The organism is Algoriphagus litoralis (assembly GCF_003259255.1).
Taxonomy (GTDB): domain Bacteria; phylum Bacteroidota; class Bacteroidia; order Cytophagales; family Cyclobacteriaceae; genus Algoriphagus; species Algoriphagus litoralis.
This window is the reverse complement of the sequence record NZ_QGOL01000002.1, coordinates 192,783-212,827: the sequence shown is the minus strand read 5'-3', so window position 1 is coordinate 212,827 and position 20,045 is coordinate 192,783. Positions and strand designations below refer to the sequence as shown.

Below are 20,045 nucleotides of genomic sequence, written 5' to 3'. Positions count from 1 at the left end.
CTAAACATATCGAATTGAAAATAGGGTAGTCATTCAGATATCGAATAAGTTAAAAAAAGTCATCGAAATTTAATGACATCAATTCGGTAAAAAGAAATTCAGGGTCCCAGATTAGGGCTAGAAAATGGATCATCTGTAGCATGGAATTCCTTGCTTTATCCTAGGAGTGGATTAACTAAAGCTCCAAAAGACTTTTAGACCTGCCGTCTGCTTGATTGACAATCTCTACTGCTTTATTCATTTGGCCACCTAAAGCCCAAGATCGGTGTCCCACAGTCAAAACAAGAAAAATGCTACCATTCGATCACTTTTCAGCTTGAGGATTGGGTTTTATTTTGGCTTCTTTACTCCAATTCCTGAAGGTGATGGGTGGCTCTCAGGTTAAATTGACCCGATTTTGGAAAAATGACGCTTAGTTTGATTCCAATTCGGAAATCAGCTGCTGGGCCTGAGGCCGAGAAGAAGCATTCAGGAAGATGAGGGCTTTTTCGTTTTGCCCTAACTTCATTGCCGCAAGTCCTGCGTACCAGTTGGCTTCGGAATAAAAGGCAGACTCCAAATCCTCAGCCACTGCCTCGAGGTAGCTCAGAGATCTTGACTCCTGCTGGGAGGATAGGTAGGCCGATCCCAGGAAATAATTCAGTGTATCGCTTTCAGGCTTGGCAGAAAGTAAATTTTCCCATCTAGCAATTGCATCTGCATAATCACCTTCTTTGTAGGCTACCATCGCGCGATCAAACTCGTAATTGGCATCCCCAGACATGGTCGTGACTAATCCTGGATCAGGTCGGAAATATGCCTGATACAATTGCTCTTCCGGGCTCTTTTGTCCCATAATCCACCAAACACCAGCAGACATCACTAAAAATACGGAAGCAGCCACTCCCCAAAACCAAAGAGGGCGGATGGATTTGATTGGGGTTTCTTTTTCGGGATAGCTTAGTTCGGTATGAAATGAATCCAACTTTGCTGCAAGCGAAGCACGCTGAATCCCTACCTGCAATTCTCGGATTTGCTCGACTTGGAAAGCAAAGGCCGGATCGGAAGCAATTCTGGTTTGAACTTCTTCCAATTGATCTGAAGGAAGCGTTCCATTGAGAAAGCCCTCGATCAACTCAAAGTCATCCTGTGAAAGTGGGGAATTTATAGTTGGGTTCATGATTCTGATTTTAAGCTGCTTCGGAGCTTTTCCATACAGCGGTATTTGTTGTTTTTGGTAGAGGCCTCGGTCCATCCAAAATGGGTTGAAAGGGCACTCAGACTTTCTTTTTGGTAATAAAAGCGAGTCAGCAATTCCTTGCAGGTTTCGCCCAACTTTGCAAAGGCTCCTTCGATCTGAAGGTAGTAGCCTTCCTTGTCTTCCTGCTCCTCTTGGACTTTCTCCGGCATGACTTCCGGGAAAACGGTCATTTTGAAACCAGACGACCTCACTACATCCAGCCACTTGTTTTTCGCAATTTGGTAGAGATAACCTCCAAGCGCAGAATTATTCTCTGGGTGAAATTTTCCAGTTTTGATCCCGGTCCAAAAGGAAAGAAAAGCTTCCTGATAGAGATCTTTGGCTTGTTCCATAGTTCCACTGTTCGCCAGCACCATTTGCTGCACTTTTAGAAAATTCTTTTGGTAGATCCACTTAATGATCCTTTCATCGTTTTGGCGGATTCCTTCCGTTAGTTTTTCTTGGGTGAAAGTTTCAAAAATATCTTTTTGCATGAATCAGAGAAGTCTCCGATAAGATACTATTAAATGCTTTTTACCCCAATATCGATTCTGCTCATTTTTCAACTTTAGTACTATTGATGGAAAGAAACTTTCTATTCGATCATCGAAAGCAACTCAAAAAGTCATCATTATACCCTGCTTGCTTTTTTTCTGAAAAGAAAAACTAGACAAATCACTAAGACGAGCATACCCAATGCAATCCAACCCCAAAGACCAAAATCCGGATCAAATTCAACGGCAGATGAATCACCCATCACGATCAATCCGGCCCAAAATTCCGGTGACAGAGCTCGACCTTCCGCAGTCTTGAGGTAGTCGAGCTTGGCCAGTTGAAGCGCTTTGTCTTTGGTTTTTCCTTCGGAAAGGTATTGATAGAATGATTCTGCAATCTGGGTGCTGGCCTTCTCGTCGATCTTCCAGATGCCGGTCAGCAAGCTTTTGCTGCCAGCATAATTGAAAGCATGCGCAAGGGAAATCATCCCCTCACCGGGTGCAAAGGTCGGTTTACCAGTCTCGCAGGCCATAAGTACCGCCAGTTCTGATCGCATATCGAGTTGATAAATGTCCTTGGCATAAAGGGAGTTTTCCTCCTCGGGCCGGCCATTGACTTTGGCAAAGATCAGTCTCGAAAAATCCGGGCTGGTGTTGTTTGACTCCGCATGGGTACCAATGTGAAGGATCCGGTGATTTCCAGCTTCTTTGTTAAACTGATTCAACGTCGAAGCCTCTTTGGTATACACTTTTCCTCCAAAAAGCCCTTTCAACGTGCTTACCAATCGGTCTGTAAAAGGCTGTGGAATCAAGGTGAGGTAGGATTGATCGATTTTTAAGCTATCGGAGATCTCGTTGAGATAGGATTTTTTCATCTCATCAGAAAAACCCGGAGCAAAAGCTGCAAAATTTGATCGGTAGGCCTGTTTCTGAATAGGATATGAAAAGAGCAAGGTACTGTAGTGATACGAGAAACTGTGCTTGGTAAGCAAACTACCTGAAGCCAAGTCAGAGTAAGAGGAAAGTTTCTTGGGCGTAAGAATTTCAAAATTTAAATTGAAAAGAATTCCATCCGGTACGACCAAGACACGCTCGGTTTGTATCGCTCCTTCTAAAGGAGCCCAAAGCGCTAGGTAAAGCTGGTGAAGATTGGTCCTGGTTTTTTCCTCATCGTCCCAATCGGATTGAAATGTTTTTAGAATTTTCTCAGCTGTTGGAAAATCCAATTGAACCAATTGAGGATCAGATTTTCCTAAAACGACTCCAAACAGGTCTTTGCCGACGATCAGATAGCGAACAACAGCTGTAGCTTCCGGAAGTTGACGGGTGATCAAGTCAAAATCGCGCTGAATGGAAGCGTAGCGAAATTCAACATATTCGGGATAATCCCTTCGGGCCTGAGCAAGAAAATCCTCCCAAGCCTTGGAGGCTTTGATGTATTGCTCCACACCGTTTTCTGAATCTTGGATGGAAGCGCGGAGTTGAGATTTTATTTCTTGTTCCTTTTTGAAAAAGTCAGCAGGAATGCTTCCAAACCTTGTAGGGTCTGCTTGCTCCAATCGCGCTCGAATCCGCTGATAAAGGGCCGATTCATGCATACTAAGAAGCTTGGCGAGATATTGCTTATCCTTGGTTTTTTGGTAGAGTTGGAGATTGAGTTCCTCTACAAATTGAAAAAAAGCTTGATTGTCCTGAATCATGAGCGAAATATCTTCATCACTTTCAAGGAAAAACTTTCTTCGATCCAAAGCATCCAAGCCTGATTCCATTTCTGCCAAAAGCGATTTGAGAAAATTGGGATCCTTATCCTGCCTGTTTTCATAGCGGGATTTGGCACGAAGTAGAATCGCCTGAGGTTTATTCCGCTCGATCTTCAGCGAATCCAACAGGGATTGACTTCCCGAAAACTGAGTTTTCAGTGTCTCAAGGGCTTTTTCACTCCAAATTTGTGCATCTGTATAACGCCTCAATTCAAAAAAAACTTCCCCAACACTTAACTCCTGTTGGAAAGCCATCAGGCTTTTTTCTCCCTGATTTTCCAAGACATACTCGTAGGCCTGTTGAACTTGACGGATTGCCTGGGTGTCCATTCCGATTTCCGCCAAAAACAGGCCATAGTTTTTCAAAAACTCCAAGTAAATCACATCAAATTCTCCTTGCAATCCTTGCTGAAATAGAGAATCAGCGCGTTGGTAATTTTCAAGAGCAAGTGCCTCATTTTGGGCGGCATCTTCGATCATCCCCAGTGTGTACCAGCCATCGGCCTCATACAATATATGGCTACCAGCCGTTTGCTTGAATCCATTTAGGCCTTGAGCAAGAATTTTACGGGCTTTTTCGGATTCCTCCTGTTCGAAATAAAGTTGCCCGAGCAGGATTTGAGAGAGCCAAACATCTTTGCTGTTAGGTCCAAAGAACTCCTGTTTCTTGGCATAGGAATACTCAAGGAGGTCTTGGGCTTTTCGAAAATTCCCTAGTCCCATGTAGATTCCTCCCAAATTGTCAATTGCCTGAAAATAAAAAACCTTTCCTTTCTTCTGCTCGATGGGCTCTTTTTCATTGTCTTTAAAAATCTTGAGGTGAGCGACAGTCTCATTCATGGATTGGATGGCATCTGTAGTTTTGCCCAGTGCAGACTGAACGCCAGAAAGACTGTTAAGTACAATTGCGGGTCGATAGTGGCTGTTTCGGAGAGAGGGTTCCATGGTTTCGAATGCCTGAAGGCACTTCTTCAAAAAATATTCAGCGGAATCCATCTGAGAGGCGTAGTAGGCTATATCTCCCAAAAAGCTATTGAGCTGGTAAATAGATTCTGGATCGGGATCTTTTTCAAGCAACGTTTGGGCCTCTTTCAGGTGAATTTTAGCTGCTGTCAAATCCAATCGATTGACCGCATAAGCGCCCAGATACAAGAGCAATTTCCCAAGCTCCTTGGATGTTATCCCAGGCTCATTTCGGGCAAATTCGACAGACTTAAATCCTGCCTGATACGCATTTTCCAATTGGCCGATGTATTCATACCAAATTGCAGCCGCCAGCCAAAGGTTCTTTAGATCTTTAGGCTTATTCAGCAGTTTTCCCCAACTGGAAAGTTTACTCTCCACCTGCCGGTTCGCTTGGCTTTCATCAGAAAGCGCCAAATGAGCCCTTCCAAAAACTCCAAGATACTCTGGTAGGAGAGCCTGGTCTTGGGAATTTTCAATCGCTGAAATTCTATCAGAGATGATTTCCAGCGATTTGACAGGGCTGCCAGCCTCAATCAGACTATCCAATGTTTGAATCGATTGTCCAAAACAAACTGAACTCAGAAGAAATCCCAGGGCGGTTAAAAAAGACCTCATTTTAAATCGGGAGTAAAAGTCCAAATACACGTTTGGGAATTTACCTGAATTTTTTCAGGAAAGTGTTTGAAAAACACCGGGAAATTATTTTCAAAAAAAAGTGCCATAGTTTTAGCTCAAGAGGATAATACTCTTCATCGCAAAAAAGAAAAATGGTCATCAACAAAAATCCACAGTCAGTTTTTCGGTAAAGTTGAACCCAGGCCTCCAAATCGAGACTAAAGAATCTCCCCTCCGCAGCACTAGAGAAAAACTGAAAACTACAAACCCCCAGTATTCAAGGTTGATCCCTGATGATTTTTCAACTCTACAATTCGGGAGGGAAGATTGAAGCCTTCTCTTTTCAAGGCTTTTAGGGTTTGAATAATTACCTGTGTCTTTACTTCCATGTCTCCAGGCGCAACTTTATCCAGTGTATCTACCCAGAAGGTAACCTGTAGATTCAATGTACTTTCTGCCAAATCAGAAATCCACACATCAGCTTTTTTTCTGGTTTTGAGTACTCCCTCTACAGTGGGGACCACTTCTCTGATTACATCTATTGCCCGCTGATAATCCGATTCATAGTCCAATCCAATGATAAAATCATAGCGAAGAAATCCGTCAATGGTAAAATTGACGAGCGCGTTTTTGATGATTTGCGCATTTGGTATGAAGACATCTTTGCCATCCGCAGTTTTAATCTGCGTATCCCGGAGATTTAAAGAAATGACAGTCCCCCGAAGGTTTCCAATATCCACTACATCGCCGAGACGAAAAGGTCTTTTGAAAGCTAAAAGAATTCCGGCAAGGAAATTTTCCCCGATATCCTTCAAGGCAAATCCTATCACAAATGCTGAAATACCGGCACCAGCAAGAAGTCCAGATACTACTCCTGTCAATCCTACGACTCTGAAGATGACCATCAGACCAATCAACAGAATGACGAATCGGAAGAATACCGACAGGAAATTTGCCAGCAGGGGATCGTCCATCTTTTTGATGAGCCTAATTTTGAGCAGGCCCTGTAGGTAATTAGCCAGAAGGTAAAATCCAACTAAAATGGCAAGAGAAATACCGGTGACCTTTAGTACATCCAACCAATACCAGCTGTCGTAACCAAGGAGCTTAAAATCATTCATATCAAAAAGGTTTGGTTAAAAATACAAAAAGCCTCACAGGGTTGTGAGGCTTTTTTGATCGTACCAGGAGCGGGAATCGAACCTGCCTGCAGCAGGCAGGCCCGCACGGGATTGGCTCCCACAAGATTTTATTTTATCAAAGACCTCAAATACCTTTTTCCTGACGTAGTTTTGAGTTTTTTCTCTTCTGCTCTAGCCTCAGCTCTTGTCAATTTTTCAATCTTAAAAATTAACTCAAATGGTGCATATGGCTTTGTGGTCTTTTCATATCCAGAATTGTGCCTGTTCAGTCGGTCACTCAAATCACTCGTCATTCCTACATAGATGTAGTTTTTAACCTGACTCTTTATAGCATAAACTGTAAACATGCTTTAAAATACAAAAAGCCTCACAGGGTTGTGAGGCTTTTTTGATCGTACCAGGAGCGGGAATCGAACCCGCACGGGATTGCTCCCACAAGATTTTAAGTCTTGCGTGTCTACCTATTCCACCATCCCGGCTTACGCTACCCGGAAGTAGCGCTTCAGCGACATCTGATAAAAACCCAATGTCCTGAAATGACAAAGCCCTTTTGCAAGGGCTTTTTGGAGCGGGAGACGAGATTCGAACTCGCGACCCCGACCTTGGCAAGGTCGTGCTCTACCAGCTGAGCTACTCTCGCTTTTGTCATTACCCAAACGTTCTTGGGCGATTGTGGATGCAAAGGTAAGCCCACAAAATAATTTTACAAGGCTGAAAGAGATAATTTTTTTAATTCAATCGATAAAATCACCAATTTCCGCTGATTTACAGGTATTTCAAAAATCATAGGAGGCTAAAATCTTTACCATTTCTCCTACATTTTTGGCTCCAAGCTTCCTTAGAATGTTTTTTCTATGTGTGGCCACAGTAAAAATTGATATGTTCAATTTTTCTCCGATCTCTTTGGATTCCTTTCCTTCTAGGACCAGGTTAACTATTTCACGCTCCTTGGAAGTCAGTTTTACGGACTTATCCATGGGAGAATTTTTGGTCACAATGATCTTTGATCCATCATCTTTGGAATAGGAGTAACTCCAATCGTAACTTTTGATTTTCGGTGCTGTAAGCAGCTGCACGATGATGTGTAAGTCCATAATGAAATTACCAGCCTCATCTATCACATAGGGTCGAACCTTGGAGGTCATCCAGATCACCTCGCCCGTCGTCCGATGCACCCAACGGGTAGTATATGAAAATTCAAAGGTATGGCGCTCAGGAATCGAAAGACCATGAAATACATCGAATACAATTTTCTGAAATCTGAAAAGCTCTGGACGATCTTCAGGATGGATCATGGTAAACGACGTCTCCATTCCCTTATTTCGAAACATAGATTCAGGATATCCAGTCAGTTTTTCCACATTTCCGGTAAAAAACGCCAAATTCAAATTACGATAGTCAAAACAGGCTATGACTAGACTCTCCTGCATACCGATTGTTTTGCTGAGTGTAGCTAGTTCGTCTTTGAGCTTTTGCTCATCTATTTCTCCCTGAAACTCCTGTTCCTTCCAATCCTTAAAGAATTTGGTATACTTATCCTGTTTCTTCAGGTCTTTGAGTAATACCTTATCCATTTTATAAAAGTGTGTTAGTTTAAATCGAATAAAATATACGGTTTTGAGAAACTCAATCCAATTTCTTTTTTAGCTCATGCAACTTCAAAAGTGCTTCTATAGGTGAAATTGCGTTGATATCGATCTGGTCCAGAAGCTGTTTAGCTTCAGTGAATTTAGGGTCCATTTCGAATAAGCTCAGCTGGAAATTATTCTTTGGAATGGATTTGAAATGCTCTTTTTTGTCGGTAAGCGCTTTGTCTTTTTCCAAATGTCCCATGATCTCGGCAGCTCTTAACACAACCGGATTTGGCATGCCTGCCATCTGTGCCACATGGATCCCAAAGCTATGCTCACTTCCTCCTTCTTTCAGTTTTCGCATAAATATCACTTTGTTACCAACTTCTTTAACAGATACATTGAAGTTCTTGATTCTGGGAAAATCAGAAGAAAGCTGATTCAATTCGTGGTAATGCGTGGCAAAAAGAGTCTTTGCTTTAAAGGTTGGGTGATTATGTAAGAACTCTACAATGGACCAAGCGATGGAGATCCCGTCATACGTGGAAGTTCCCCTACCGATTTCATCCATCAAGACCAGACTGCGATCGGACAGATTATTCAGGATGCTTGCTGTCTCCGTCATCTCTACCATAAAGGTAGATTCACCTTTGGAAAGGTTATCCGAGGCCCCCACACGCGTGAAAACCTTGTCAATAATTCCAATTCTGGCAAAGGATGCTGGTACAAAACTACCCATCTGTGCCATCAGTACGATTAGGGCAGTCTGTCGGAGCAAAGCGGATTTACCTGCCATGTTTGGCCCGGTGATGATCATGATTTGTTGGCTGTCATGATCGAGATAAATGTCATTTGGAACGTAATTTTCACCTGGAGGAAGTTGTTTTTCGATCACAGGGTGCCTTCCATCTTTGATTTCCAGGGTCTCTGTATCAGAAATCTTTGGTCTGGAATACCCATTGGTCAAAGCTACCTGTGCAAATGACAACAGCGAATCGAGAGTCCCCAAAACCCGGGCATTCTGTTGGATTTGGGTAACGAACTGAGCTGCTTCCAAGACGAGGGCGGTAAAATATTTTTGTTCTATTCCCTGCATTCGGTCCTCTGCATGAAGGATTTTTTCCTCGTATTCCTTAAGCTCCGGCGTGATGTATCGCTCTGCGTTGACCAGTGTCTGCTTTCGAATCCATTCCTGGGGCACTTTGTCCCGATGGGCATGCGTCACCTCCAGATAATAGCCAAAAACTTTGTTGTAACTGATTTTTAATGAGGAAATTCCGGTGTTCTGCACTTCCCGCTGCTGGATTTTAACCAAAAAATCCTTTCCGGTATTCGCCAGACCACGGTATTCATCCAATTCAGGATCTACTCCATCTTTGATCACGCCACCCTGGTGGACCAGCATGGGTGCATCTTCTTTGAGCTCCCGCTCGATTTTGTCCAATAAATACTCACAAGGGTGAATCTGATCCGATAAGCGCTTCAGCGTTGGATTTTTTTGCACTTTGAGCATTTCCTTGATGGGAAGCGTTGACTTCAGTGCCCGCTTGATTTGGTTCATTTCACGTGGATTCGCTCTTCCTACCACTACCTTGGATATAAGCCGTTCCAAGTCTCCGATCAATCGAAGTGGCGCAAGGATTTCTTCAATCAACGTTGAATTTTGATAAAAGAAATCAACCACATTCAAGCGCTCTTCGATGGGCTGTTTTTCCTTCAGTGGAAGCACCATCCACTTTTTCATCATCCTAGAGCCCATTGGGGTCACAGTCTGATCCAGAATTTGAATCAAGGGCACACCTCCCTCATGCTGTGGAAAAACCAACTCCAGATTCCGAATCGTGAACTTATCCAACCAGACATATCTCTCTTCCGCGATTCTCGAAATGGAGGAAATGTGCTGTACCTCCCGATGCTCTGTCTCCTCCAAATAATACAGAATACCACCTGCGGCCACTATCCCAGACTCCAAATCCTCGATACCGAATCCTTTCAAATTGGCTGTTCCGAAGTGGGTTTTTAGCTTTTCGTAGGTGAAATCATATTGGTAAACCCAGTCTTCGCAGTAAAAAGTGATGTATTCGTTTTTGATGATTTCGGCAGCGGTTTTTTTCGCAGCTTTTGAATATATAATCTCAGAAGGTGCAAAACTCTGAAGCAGCTTTTCCAGATAGGAAGCATTGCCCTGAGCACACATAAATTCACCGGTAGAGACATCCAAGAATGCAATTCCATGAATCTCTTTTCCAAAATAAATGGAAGCCAGGTAGTTGTTCTTCCGGGTATCAAGGACCTGATCATTGTAGGACAATCCAGGGGTAACCAATTCTGTAACTCCCCGCTTTACGATTCCTTTGACAGATTTGGGGTCTTCTAATTGATCACAGATAGCCACTCTATTGCCTGCTCTTACCAACTTTGGCAAGTAATTGTCCAAGGAGTGGTGAGGAAATCCGGCTAACTCAATATGGGAAGCAGCGCCGTTGGCCCGCCTGGTCAATACGATGTCCAAGACCTTGCTCGCCACAATCGCATCCTCGCCAAAGGTCTCATAGAAATCCCCCACTCGGAAAAGAAGCAAAGCTCCCGGATGCTTTGCTTTGATTGCATTGTATTGCTTCATCAGGGGAGTTTCCTGCCCGTCCTTGGATCTACTCATGAGGATAAAAAGGGAATTGTGGTACTTTTGAATTGATAATAAAGGCTGAAAATAGCCGATTAGCTAAGGAGATCAAAAAAGATGAAGAAATTAAGCATGGAAGAGTTGGATCGGCTTTCGATCCAGGAATTTAAGCAAACAGAGAAGTCTCCAATCGTCTTGGTATTGGATAATGTACGTAGCCTTAACAACGTCGGCTCTGCCTTTCGTACTGCTGATGCCTTCAGAATCGAGAAGATTTTTCTATGTGGAATCACCGGTACTCCACCGCATCGAGACATTCAAAAGACAGCACTTGGCGCTACCGAATCCGTGGAATGGGAATATTGTCAAAATACGATGCAAGCCATCGAAAAACTCAGGGCACTCAAGTATCAACTTTGCGCCCTGGAGCAGGTAGAAAGCGCTGTCATGCTTAATTCATATTCTCCCGAAATCGGGCAAAAGTATGCCTTAATCTTCGGAAATGAGGTATTTGGAGTGGAAGAAGAAGTATTAAAAGCCTGTGATCAAGTACTGGAAATCCCGCAATTAGGAACCAAGCATTCGCTGAATATCTCGGTGACTTTAGGCATCGCGGTATGGGACTTGATGGTAAAGCTAGGTCAATTTTAACGAATAAAAAAATGCATGGCCGGACTTAGCCATGCATCATTTGTGTGTCTTAATTTACTCTTTTAAAAACCGATACCTGATCCCAAAAGAGCCTCTGAATATATCTCCGTCACCTATAAACTGGGCAGCTTCGATGTGAAATCCAAAATCTTTTCGCTCAAAGGGATAGATATTCAAGCCAATTGGAATAACCAAACCGGCAAAATTTTGGACTCGGCCACCTATACCCCCATAGAAATCTATGCGGTCGTTTTTGTAAAAAATACGATTGACCACTAACTCAAAGGAAACATTATCTATAAAGTTATCTGTACCTACTCTAAATTCCGGTAGCCATTTTTCGCCGATCTGCTTATTCACTCCTATGAAGGGCAAATTACTTTGATGATACGAAACTGTCCATTGTGCATATGAAACAGTAGAAAACAAGCCAAAAATGGCCAAAAGAAGGGTTTTTTTCATTTTATAAAATTTAGTTGTATTCAGCTATTAAAAACCAAGCTCACTGAGCTTTACATGCGTTTTGATTAAGTTGGAGCTTGCTTTGGCCACTACTTTTCCAGATTCTTTTCTGATTACGGATTCCCAATGATTTAGGTTTGATCCGGATCGAATTAGTTTTGCGGTTACTTCCACTGTTTCTCCGACTTGCGCTGCGGAAAGAAAGTCCACACTCAGGTTAATACTTGTCATTAGGTATTCTGATCCTGCCACAAAATTTCCCATACCGATGACATCATCCAGCATCAGGGAAGATATTCCTCCATGAAGAATTCGGCCCGGATTGCACATGTCAGGCCGGACGGTATACTTTACCTTAATATGGTGCAGGTCAATTTCAAGCAATGTCCCTTTTAACCAATTCCCTGCTGCTGAAGGAGTTTTATCGAGTACGCTGCCTATTTGTGTTTTGAAAAATTCCAATCTAGAGTTTGTGGTGCTTTCCATTCTTAATTGATTAGATCCAGAAGCCTAAAATAGTCCTCTAAGACTGATTTTATAGCTTTTTTCTCTAATTCAGTAGACCAAAGCGGGATAGGTTTTTTATGAACTAAAAGTTCAAATTCTGCATCCGCATCGATAAAAGCTTTTAGTTTTTTGACGATGGCAAAATGATCAAGGTTATTGCCATTGGTAAATTCCAGGATCCGGGATGTGCCGGAAGATTTGACGGAAAGCTCGATCGGCCAATCTGCATTTTTCAATTCAAGATAAATATAGGCTTCTTCTTTACTGGCATTCAGAAGGATTACCATATCCAAGGTTGGTATTGAATCAGATTGTTTTCGCTTTGCATGGCGGTACAGCGTCATTCCCGCATCCCTGCGAATCTCACGGTCATACTGAATAGCCTTAACATTGAGAAAATAGAGTCGATTGGAATCATTTATCCGAAAAGTGCCATCTTGACCAGTGTTGTTGGCCCGATACTCATTAAAAAAAGAGAAAACCAGCACCAGACCTAAGGATGAAAAAATAAAAATTTTGAGAATTTTTATCAGTTCTGGTGTAAGTACAGGGTCTCTTTTCGACATGGATCTACTCGCGCAAGTTACCTTACAAAACCCTTAAAAAGGTGTGAAGGTTTCTGTGTGTCATTTCCAAAATTATCTCACGTAAGATCCGGCATTCATGTCGATGGAGGTGCCGGTGGCATGATCTGCCAAGCCAGAACAAAGAAGTGTGACCATGGGGGCAATGTCCTCGGGCAAGGTTAGTTCCTTTAAGGCAATGTCATTTAGGGCGAAATCTTCTCCATATTCAGCCAATATTCCATTTGCCATTTCTGTCCGGGTAAAACCAGGAGCAATCAGAAAAGCTTTAATTCCCAATTTCCCATAATGTCTGGCAATGGATCGGGTCAGACTAACCAAAGCACCCTTGGAGGCAGCATAGCCTAAATAGTCCGGCGTATCACCTCTAAATGCTGCTCGGCTAGAGATCATTATGATTCGACCGTTTTCTTGGACTTTTGCTTGATCGACAAATTCCTTGGTCAAAATTCCTACCGCTGTGGCGTTGACTGCCATTACTTTGTTCCAAATCTCCAGCCAATCCGGAGTAGGTAAAGAATCCGGTGCAGCTGGAGAAATCCCAGCATTATTTACCAAAGCCGTAAGGGGTCCATATTTCTCCACCAATCTAGGAATAAATCCAACCACCTCATCTGACTGAGCAAGGTCACAGGCTTCGATGTGTGCAGGGTTTTTAAGTTGATTTCGGAGACTTTCTGCCTCTGCTTGGTTGGCATTGTAATGAATTATCACTTCAGCACCTGATTCGGATAGTTGCCTTGCGATAGCCCTTCCGATTCCCCTAGATGCTCCTGTGACTAGTATTCGCTGATTTTTGAGAGAAATTTTCATGAATAATGAAGGCCTTACCAGTTTTCCCGCATGATCAAATGCAGTACATGCGACAAATGATGCTGCGAGTGCCAGGCATACATCAGCGTAACCTCAGCCAATTCTTGGCTCCGTTCTTTTTCCGGATGAAAATAGGTCTTTTTGAAATCCTCCGGTTTCATGGAATCGAGTAAAACCCCCCATTTCAAATGAATAGCCTGTATGGTCAGCAAAGAAGATTCAATTGGGAGAGAGTAATCAGGTAAATTTGCCCAATCGCCTTCCAAGTAGGGCTTAATGGTCGGATTTTGCTCAGTCAATGCCAATTTAAAACGCACAAATGCATTCATATGACTATCAGAGCAATGATGGACAAGCTGTCTCACTGTCCACCCACCAGGACGATAGGGGGTATTCAGCTGCTCGACAGATAGAGGACTTACAGCTTTGAACAGGCTGGAAGGGAATGATTTGATCTGATTGATGGCCTCTGCCATCTGGGTTTCAGAAATATATTCGGGAAGTTTGAACTTACCGATTGGGAATTTGAGAAATTCGATGTCTGTGCTCATATGTTTATTGGCCTCCAGCCGCGATAGTAACCAAATCTACATGTTTTGCACCATTGGCCAAAAGCACATTTGCGCAAGCGCTGAGCGTCGCACCAGTAGTGACCACATCATCTACGAGCAATATCCTAAGCCCGGTGATATTTTCTCCTTGTCTGAGTTCAAAAACTTCATCCACATTCTCCAGACGCTGAAGCCTTGATTTTTTGGTTTGAGTTTCGGTAAATTTCTTTCGCTCCAAGAGGTTAGATACTGTGGTTTCTAATGGTTTGGATAGACCTTCCGCGAATTTTTCACTTTGATTATAACCCCTTCTTTTTTGTTTCATAGGGTGAAGTGGAACAGGTACTATCACGTCCCATTCGCTTGAAAAGCCACTATTAGCCAAAGTCAAGCCATACAAGCGACCCATTTCCTCACCTATTTCGGGTTTGTTGCGGTATTTGAGTTGGTGTAAAAGCTTCTGACTTTTCCCTTTTTTAGAAAACCTCAAAAAAGCCATCGCACGATTTACTTGCATTAAGCCACGGATTTTATCAGTTAATTCATTGTCAAATGGCCTCAAATGAAAATTAGCAACCGGCAGACTTCCTTGGCAAATCGTACAAAGACAGGGTTCGAAGTCAAAAAGTGACCGACCACATTGTGGACAGTTTCTGGGGAAAATGAGATCCAAAAATTCTTTTAAAAAATCAAAACGCATCGGTAAAAAGTTCTGTTGTTGCTTCATCGGGTTTAATATGCCGTATATTTACCCTTTGGACTTATATTAATCCTTAAGTTAATGAATCTAATAGAAGAATTCAATGCTTATCGCGCCAAAATGAACGACAAGATTTTGGGCGAAGATAACTTGGTGATCAAGCGTTTTTTTAACCTTGATACGAATACTTATGCAGCAGGCGAACTTGACGTAAAAACGAAAGAAATGATAGGATTAGCATGCTCAATGGTACTTCGTTGTGATGACTGCATAAAATATCACTTAGGTAAAAGCCATGAAGCAGGACTGAAAAAAGAGGAAATTTTTGAAGTGTTTTCGATAGCCTTGGTCATAGGTGGATCAATAGTCATCCCCCACCTCAGAAGAGCGGTGGAATATTGGGAAGAGCTTACAAATCACTAATTTAGCTATGTTTAAACGGGATCTTGATCTTGAAAAAAGATGGGCAAAACTTCTCGAAGGACTGAAGGAAACGATCGGGAAAAAACCCAATGACCTTAATGGCGTACTCTTTCTGATAGGGGTGCAGGAACTCGGAAAGGGAACCCGTACCTTTTCAAAGGAACAAAAGCAAGACCTTATGCATATCGCGATATGCAAAGTCTTAAGTTACGCAGGCTTTTATGAATTGGATTTTATAGATCAAGAGGGATGGCCACATTGGAAGTTAATAAAAGAATTACCTCACTTTGATCTTTTGGATCAAGAGAAATTACTCAAAATTCAAGTGATGGAATATTTCGAAAGGGAATATCAAATAGAGTTATAAATGAAGCTAATCTCATACAACGTCAACGGAATCCGGTCTGCCATAACCAAAGGATTTATAGATTGGTTAAAGGAAGAAAATCCAGATATCATTGGTTTACAGGAAGTTAAGGCGGAACAAAAAGACATCGACAGTGCTATTTTCAAAGACCTTGGCTATGAACTCTACTGGAATCCTGCAGTGAAAAAAGGCTACAGTGGGGTGGCTATTCTTACCAAAATCAAACCAAAATCGCTCAAATATGGAATGGGATTATCAAAATATGATGATGAGGGAAGAGTACTTCAGGCTGATTTTGATGGGTTTTCATTTATATCCTCTTATTTCCCATCAGGAACAACCGGAGACATACGACAACAATTCAAATACGAGTTTCTTGATGACCTATATGGGTATATCAAAGATCTAAAAAAAACAAACCCAACCTTAATATTAAGTGGGGATTATAACATATGTCATAAGCCTATTGATATTCACAATCCTGTTTCTAATAAAAATTCATCTGGGTTTCTCCCAGAAGAACGTGCCTGGATGGATAAATTCACAGAAAGTGGCTTTATCGATACCTTTAGATATTTCAATTCCAGTCCTCATCAGTATTCTTGGTGGAGTTTTAGAGCCAATGCAAGAGCAAAAAATCTGGGATGGAGAATTGATTACCACATGGCTACCAAAGAATTGCAAAACAGATTGAAAAGTGCCGTAATTTTGCAGGAAATAAAACATTCGGACCATTGTCCGATTGTACTTGAAATAGAATAAGCGAAGGACAATAAGATCTGAATTATAGAATATTTCCAAGATGAAATCGAGCATAAAAAACGTGTCTCTAGCAGACTTGAAGATTTGGCGTGCGAGATTCCATGTGAACAAAAATTTAACTAACACACATGAAGTCTATTAAAATTTCTATCCCATCTCTAATAGAGAACATTAAGATTATCGAAAGTTTTATCGACAATGCTAAAGATAACTTCGAAATCAATGATGACATCTATGGGAATATTATGATATCAGTGACTGAATGCATTAGTAATGCGATCATCCATGGAAATCAAAATGACAAGAACAAACTAGTGCATCTGGAATTAAACACGGAGGGAGATCAGTTGAATTTCATCATCGAAGATGAAGGTCAGGGATTTGACCTTGAAGAACTAGAAGATCCCACCGCGCCTGAAAACATTCAGAAGCCAGGTGGACGGGGGATTTTCCTTATCAGACACTTGAGTGACGATGTGAAATTTGAAGAAGGGGGAAAGAAGACCATTTTATCTTTCTACTTAGATTGAGCGATGGCAATTAATTTTTTTTCAGAAGAAATCAAATTTCAACTTCCACAAAAATTAAAGCGGAAAGACTGGCTTAAAAAGATTGCCAATTCTGAAGGGTTTCAAATCACTGAATTGAATTACATCTTTTGCTCAGATGACTATTTGTATCAGATCAATGTGGATTACTTATCACACCATACTTACACAGACATTATAACCTTTGACAATTCTGAGGAATCAAAAAAAATCGAAGGTGATATATTCATCAGTATTGATAGGGTCAAAGAAAACGCTCAAAAACTTGACGTCACTGAAGAAAGCGAACTCAGTAGAGTCATCAGTCATGGGCTTTTCCATTTGATGGGCTACAAAGACAAATCAAAAGAGCAAGCTGAAACAATGCGGGCAAAAGAAGAATTTGCGATAGAACTATTCAAAACCAATTAACTGTTTCACGTGAAACAAATGTGACAAAAGGAATAATGTCATGTTCCACGTGAAACACCAAAATAAAATTATGTTTCCATTATACGATGTCATTGTAGTAGGGGCGGGTCATGCGGGCTGTGAGGCAGCGCATGCAGCAGCAGCTATGGGATCCAAAGTTCTTCTTTGCACAATGAACATGAACACCATCGCTCAAATGTCTTGCAACCCAGCAATGGGAGGGGTGGCAAAAGGGCAAATAGTACGAGAAATAGATGCACTAGGGGGATTATCAGGGATAATTTCGGACAAATCGATGATCCAGTTCCGCATGCTAAACCGCTCAAAAGGTCCAGCCATGTGGTCCCCAAGATCACAAAATGACCGAATGAGATTCGCAGAGGAGTGGAGACTTGCGCTAGAACAAACACCAAATGTGGATTTTTGGCAAGAAATGATCTCAGGACTTCTTGTAAAAGACGGGAGAGTAATAGGTGTTAGAACAGCCATAGGTATCGAAATTAATTCAAAATCTGTCGTTCTGACCAATGGAACTTTCCTCAATGGAATAATTCACATTGGAGAAAAACAATTTGGAGGGGGGAGAACAGGTGAATCAGCTGCAAAAGGAATAACTGAGCAACTGGTACAACTTGGGTTTGAAGCAGGAAGAATGAAAACTGGCACTCCACCCAGAGTAGATGGAAGAAGTTTAGATTATTCCAAAATGGAAGAACAATTCGGCGATGAAAATCCAGAAAAATTTTCCTACTCGAATTCGACAGAACCCTTAAAAAAACAGAAATCCTGTTGGATCACTTATACAAACAAAGAGGTACATCAGTCTTTAGAGACTGGTTTTGACAGATCTCCAATGTTCAATGGAAGAATCCAAGGACTAGGCCCAAGATATTGTCCCAGTATTGAGGATAAAATCAATCGTTTTGCTGAGCGGGAAAGACACCAGATATTTGTAGAGCCGGAAGGCTGGAATACCGTAGAGATCTACGTCAATGGATTCTCCACTTCACTCCCTGAAGATGTCCAGTATAAAGCCTTACGGTTAATTCCCGGATTCGAAAATGCCAAAATGTTCAGGCCTGGATATGCTATTGAATATGATTTCTTTCCACCTACACAGCTCAATGCTACCCTAGAGACCAAAATCTTAGAAAATTTGTTTTTTGCAGGACAAATCAACGGAACCACAGGATATGAAGAAGCAGCATCTCAAGGTCTCGTGGCTGGAATTAATGCTAGCCTTAAGGTTCAGGAAGAGGAACCTTTTATTCTAAAACGATCTGAAGCTTATATCGGAGTCCTAATTGATGATCTTATAAATAAAGGCACAGAGGAGCCTTACCGAATGTTCACATCTAGGGCAGAATTCAGATTGCTACTCCGACAGGATAATGCAGACCTTAGACTGACACAACACGGATATGATATTGGTCTTGCCTCAGAAGAACGATTGAAGAACATGCTGGATAAAAAGTCCAAAACAGCAGCATTGATCAACGATCTAAGACAAAAGAAACTAATCCCAGACTCCATCAACGAGGTACTGGAGAAAATAGGCACTGCTACAATTCTAGAAAAAGTAAGCGCTGAAAAACTTCTTAAACGTCCCCAAATGGGAATGGAAGAATTAAAATCAATCGACGAAGAATTGAACGCTTACCTTAGCAAATATTCTAAAGAAGTCCTCGAACAGGCAGAAATTCAAATCAAATACGATAGCTATATAGATAAGGAGCAGCAACTCGTGGATAAATTATCAAACATGGAAAACTACCAGATTCCAAACCAATTTGACTATTTATCCATCACAGCATTATCCAATGAAGGAAAGCAAAAACTAAATAAGATTCGTCCACAAACACTCGGACAAGCTTCTCGAATCAGCGGTGTATCTCCTGCAGACTTATCTATCTTAACCGTATACCTTGGAAGATAAAATGTCAGAACGGCTAAGTAAATGCCCGCTATGCAAAAGCGCTCGCTTCCTTAACTATTCCGAGATTACTGATTTTGCAGTAACAGGGGAAAAATTTATCCTGTGTAAATGCTCAGATTGCCAACTCCTCTTCACAAATCCAAGACCTGGCCAAACAGAAATAGGACCATACTATAACTTCCCGGAATATTTTTCACACGAGGATAAAGCTAAAAGTATAACACAATGGATCTACCAAAAAGTAAGGAATTACAATATTTCAAAAAAGGTGGATTTCATAGAACAGTATAAAAAGAAGGGAAAATTATTGGATTACGGCTGCGGCACTGGGGAGTTTTTAAGAGCAGCAAAAAGCAAAGGTTGGAAAGTAGCGGGAATAGAACCTAATGATAAAGCAAGACATCAGGCCAATTTAAAACTCAAAGATCGAATAAAGGAATCTATCGAAGAAACTGATCAAAACACCCGATACGATATCATCACCTTATTCCATGTTTTAGAACATATTCATGACTTAAGAAAAACAACAAAAAGAGTTCTAAATCACTTAAAATCAAGTGGTTATATACTAATTGCCGTTCCAAACCACGATAGCTGGGATGGGAAAAAATATGGAAAATTCTGGGCTGGGTGGGATATTCCGAGACACCTATACCATTTCAATTCAAACTCAATAACAGCATTCAAGGATGAATTTGGATTGGAATTAATCGAAACAAAACCGATGAAGTTCGATAGTTTCTACGTTTCACTGTTATCTGAAGGATACCTAGATAAAGAAGCTCCCTTACTCAAAAAATATTGGAATGCTTTTTTTGCGGGACTTAAATCAAATAAAATGGCTTCGAAACCAGGGGAATACTCAAGCAATATTTTCGTATTTAAAAGAAAGTGAACAAACTAAATCCATATATTCTCCTTATAGTTTTTACTCTATTTG

General features: G+C 41.5%; 21 protein-coding genes and 2 tRNA genes. 8 read left to right on the top strand and 15 right to left on the bottom strand.

Translation table 11 applies throughout. From position 1 onward, the window contains the following. Window positions 1-412: 412 nt before the first annotated feature. The 9 genes from DK188_RS00840 to mutS all read right to left on the bottom strand — a co-directional run bounded on the left by DK188_RS00840 (window position 413) and on the right by mutS (window position 10,426). Window positions 413-1,159 (bottom strand): tetratricopeptide repeat protein, encoded by a 747-nt coding sequence (locus DK188_RS00840; RefSeq protein ID WP_111668888.1) that lies wholly within the window; start codon window positions 1,157-1,159, stop codon window positions 413-415. Beyond that, window positions 1,156-1,713 carry an RNA polymerase sigma factor gene (locus tag DK188_RS00835; protein WP_111668887.1) on the bottom strand — a complete coding sequence of 186 codons (558 nt, stop codon included), beginning with the start codon at window positions 1,711-1,713 and terminating at the stop codon, window positions 1,156-1,158. Before DK188_RS00835 ends, DK188_RS00840 begins: the two co-directional genes overlap by 4 nt. Window positions 1,714-1,850: 137 nt before the next feature. Then, the gene (locus DK188_RS00830) at window positions 1,851-4,985 is read right to left on the bottom strand and encodes a CHAT domain-containing protein (protein WP_198672948.1); all 3,135 of its coding nucleotides are present in this window, start codon (window positions 4,983-4,985) and stop codon (window positions 1,851-1,853) included. A gap of 329 nt (window positions 4,986-5,314) precedes the next feature. Further along, complete coding sequence (locus DK188_RS00825; RefSeq protein WP_111668885.1) at window positions 5,315-6,175, bottom strand: mechanosensitive ion channel family protein; 861 nt, start codon at window positions 6,173-6,175, stop codon at window positions 5,315-5,317. Between the two features lie 128 nt (window positions 6,176-6,303). After that, complete coding sequence (locus DK188_RS00820) at window positions 6,304-6,543, bottom strand: GIY-YIG nuclease family protein (protein ID WP_111668884.1); 240 nt, start codon at window positions 6,541-6,543, stop codon at window positions 6,304-6,306. A gap of 48 nt (window positions 6,544-6,591) precedes the next feature. After that, window positions 6,592-6,675 (bottom strand) — tRNA-Leu (locus tag DK188_RS00815). An 85-nt stretch (window positions 6,676-6,760) separates the two neighbouring features. Continuing rightward, window positions 6,761-6,836 (bottom strand) — tRNA-Gly (locus tag DK188_RS00810). Between the two features lie 136 nt (window positions 6,837-6,972). After that, entirely contained in the window at window positions 6,973-7,770 is a 798-nt protein-coding gene (locus DK188_RS00805; RefSeq protein WP_111668883.1) for a LuxR C-terminal-related transcriptional regulator, read from the bottom strand. Window positions 7,771-7,822: 52 nt separating this feature from the next. Beyond that, window positions 7,823-10,426, bottom strand: coding sequence for a DNA mismatch repair protein MutS (gene mutS / locus DK188_RS00800; protein ID WP_111668882.1), 2,604 nt, complete (start codon window positions 10,424-10,426; stop codon window positions 7,823-7,825). A gap of 81 nt (window positions 10,427-10,507) precedes the next feature. Between mutS and DK188_RS00795 the strand changes: the two genes are divergently transcribed. Further along, window positions 10,508-11,041, top strand: a complete 534-nt coding sequence (locus DK188_RS00795; protein WP_111668881.1) for an RNA methyltransferase — start codon at window positions 10,508-10,510, stop codon at window positions 11,039-11,041. Between the two features lie 54 nt (window positions 11,042-11,095). Here the strand turns inward: DK188_RS00795 and DK188_RS00790 are convergent, their stop codons facing one another. From DK188_RS00790 to DK188_RS00765, 6 genes are all read right to left on the bottom strand, one after another. Beyond that, entirely contained in the window at window positions 11,096-11,503 is a 408-nt protein-coding gene (locus DK188_RS00790; protein ID WP_111668880.1) for a hypothetical protein, read from the bottom strand. A gap of 27 nt (window positions 11,504-11,530) precedes the next feature. Continuing rightward, the gene (locus tag DK188_RS00785) at window positions 11,531-11,989 is read right to left on the bottom strand and encodes a PaaI family thioesterase (RefSeq protein ID WP_111668879.1); all 459 of its coding nucleotides are present in this window, start codon (window positions 11,987-11,989) and stop codon (window positions 11,531-11,533) included. A 2-nt stretch (window positions 11,990-11,991) separates the two neighbouring features. Continuing rightward, window positions 11,992-12,576, bottom strand: a complete 585-nt coding sequence (locus DK188_RS00780; RefSeq protein ID WP_111668878.1) for a hypothetical protein — start codon at window positions 12,574-12,576, stop codon at window positions 11,992-11,994. 72 nt (window positions 12,577-12,648) lie between these two features. After that, the gene (locus DK188_RS00775) at window positions 12,649-13,407 is read right to left on the bottom strand and encodes an SDR family NAD(P)-dependent oxidoreductase (protein ID WP_111668877.1); all 759 of its coding nucleotides are present in this window, start codon (window positions 13,405-13,407) and stop codon (window positions 12,649-12,651) included. 14 nt (window positions 13,408-13,421) lie between these two features. After that, the gene (locus tag DK188_RS00770) at window positions 13,422-13,958 is read right to left on the bottom strand and encodes a YfiT family bacillithiol transferase (protein ID WP_111668876.1); all 537 of its coding nucleotides are present in this window, start codon (window positions 13,956-13,958) and stop codon (window positions 13,422-13,424) included. Window positions 13,959-13,962: 4 nt separating this feature from the next. Further along, complete coding sequence (locus tag DK188_RS00765; protein WP_317046858.1) at window positions 13,963-14,475, bottom strand: ComF family protein; 513 nt, start codon at window positions 14,473-14,475, stop codon at window positions 13,963-13,965. Window positions 14,476-14,739: 264 nt separating this feature from the next. Between DK188_RS00765 and DK188_RS00760 the strand changes: the two genes are divergently transcribed. The 7 genes from DK188_RS00760 (at window position 14,740) to DK188_RS00730 (ending at window position 20,000) form a co-directional block, all read left to right on the top strand. Then, a complete protein-coding gene (locus DK188_RS00760; RefSeq protein WP_111668874.1) occupies window positions 14,740-15,081 on the top strand; it encodes a carboxymuconolactone decarboxylase family protein in 342 nt (113 codons plus the stop codon). A gap of 7 nt (window positions 15,082-15,088) precedes the next feature. Then, window positions 15,089-15,448, top strand: a complete 360-nt coding sequence (locus tag DK188_RS00755) for a hypothetical protein (protein WP_111668873.1) — start codon at window positions 15,089-15,091, stop codon at window positions 15,446-15,448. Beyond that, complete coding sequence (locus DK188_RS00750) at window positions 15,449-16,210, top strand: exodeoxyribonuclease III (RefSeq protein WP_111668872.1); 762 nt, start codon at window positions 15,449-15,451, stop codon at window positions 16,208-16,210. Between the two features lie 128 nt (window positions 16,211-16,338). Further along, a complete protein-coding gene (locus DK188_RS00745; RefSeq protein ID WP_111668871.1) occupies window positions 16,339-16,740 on the top strand; it encodes an ATP-binding protein in 402 nt (133 codons plus the stop codon). Between the two features lie 3 nt (window positions 16,741-16,743). Beyond that, window positions 16,744-17,169, top strand: a complete 426-nt coding sequence (gene ybeY, locus DK188_RS00740) for an rRNA maturation RNase YbeY (protein WP_111668870.1) — start codon at window positions 16,744-16,746, stop codon at window positions 17,167-17,169. Window positions 17,170-17,239: 70 nt separating this feature from the next. After that, on the top strand, window positions 17,240-19,105 hold the full coding sequence (gene mnmG / locus DK188_RS00735; RefSeq protein WP_111669360.1) for a tRNA uridine-5-carboxymethylaminomethyl(34) synthesis enzyme MnmG: 1,866 nt from the start codon (window positions 17,240-17,242) through the stop codon (window positions 19,103-19,105). Further along, window positions 19,095-20,000, top strand: a complete 906-nt coding sequence (locus DK188_RS00730; RefSeq protein ID WP_232825631.1) for a class I SAM-dependent methyltransferase — start codon at window positions 19,095-19,097, stop codon at window positions 19,998-20,000. Before mnmG ends, DK188_RS00730 begins: the two co-directional genes overlap by 11 nt. Window positions 20,001-20,045: the final 45 nt, after the last annotated feature.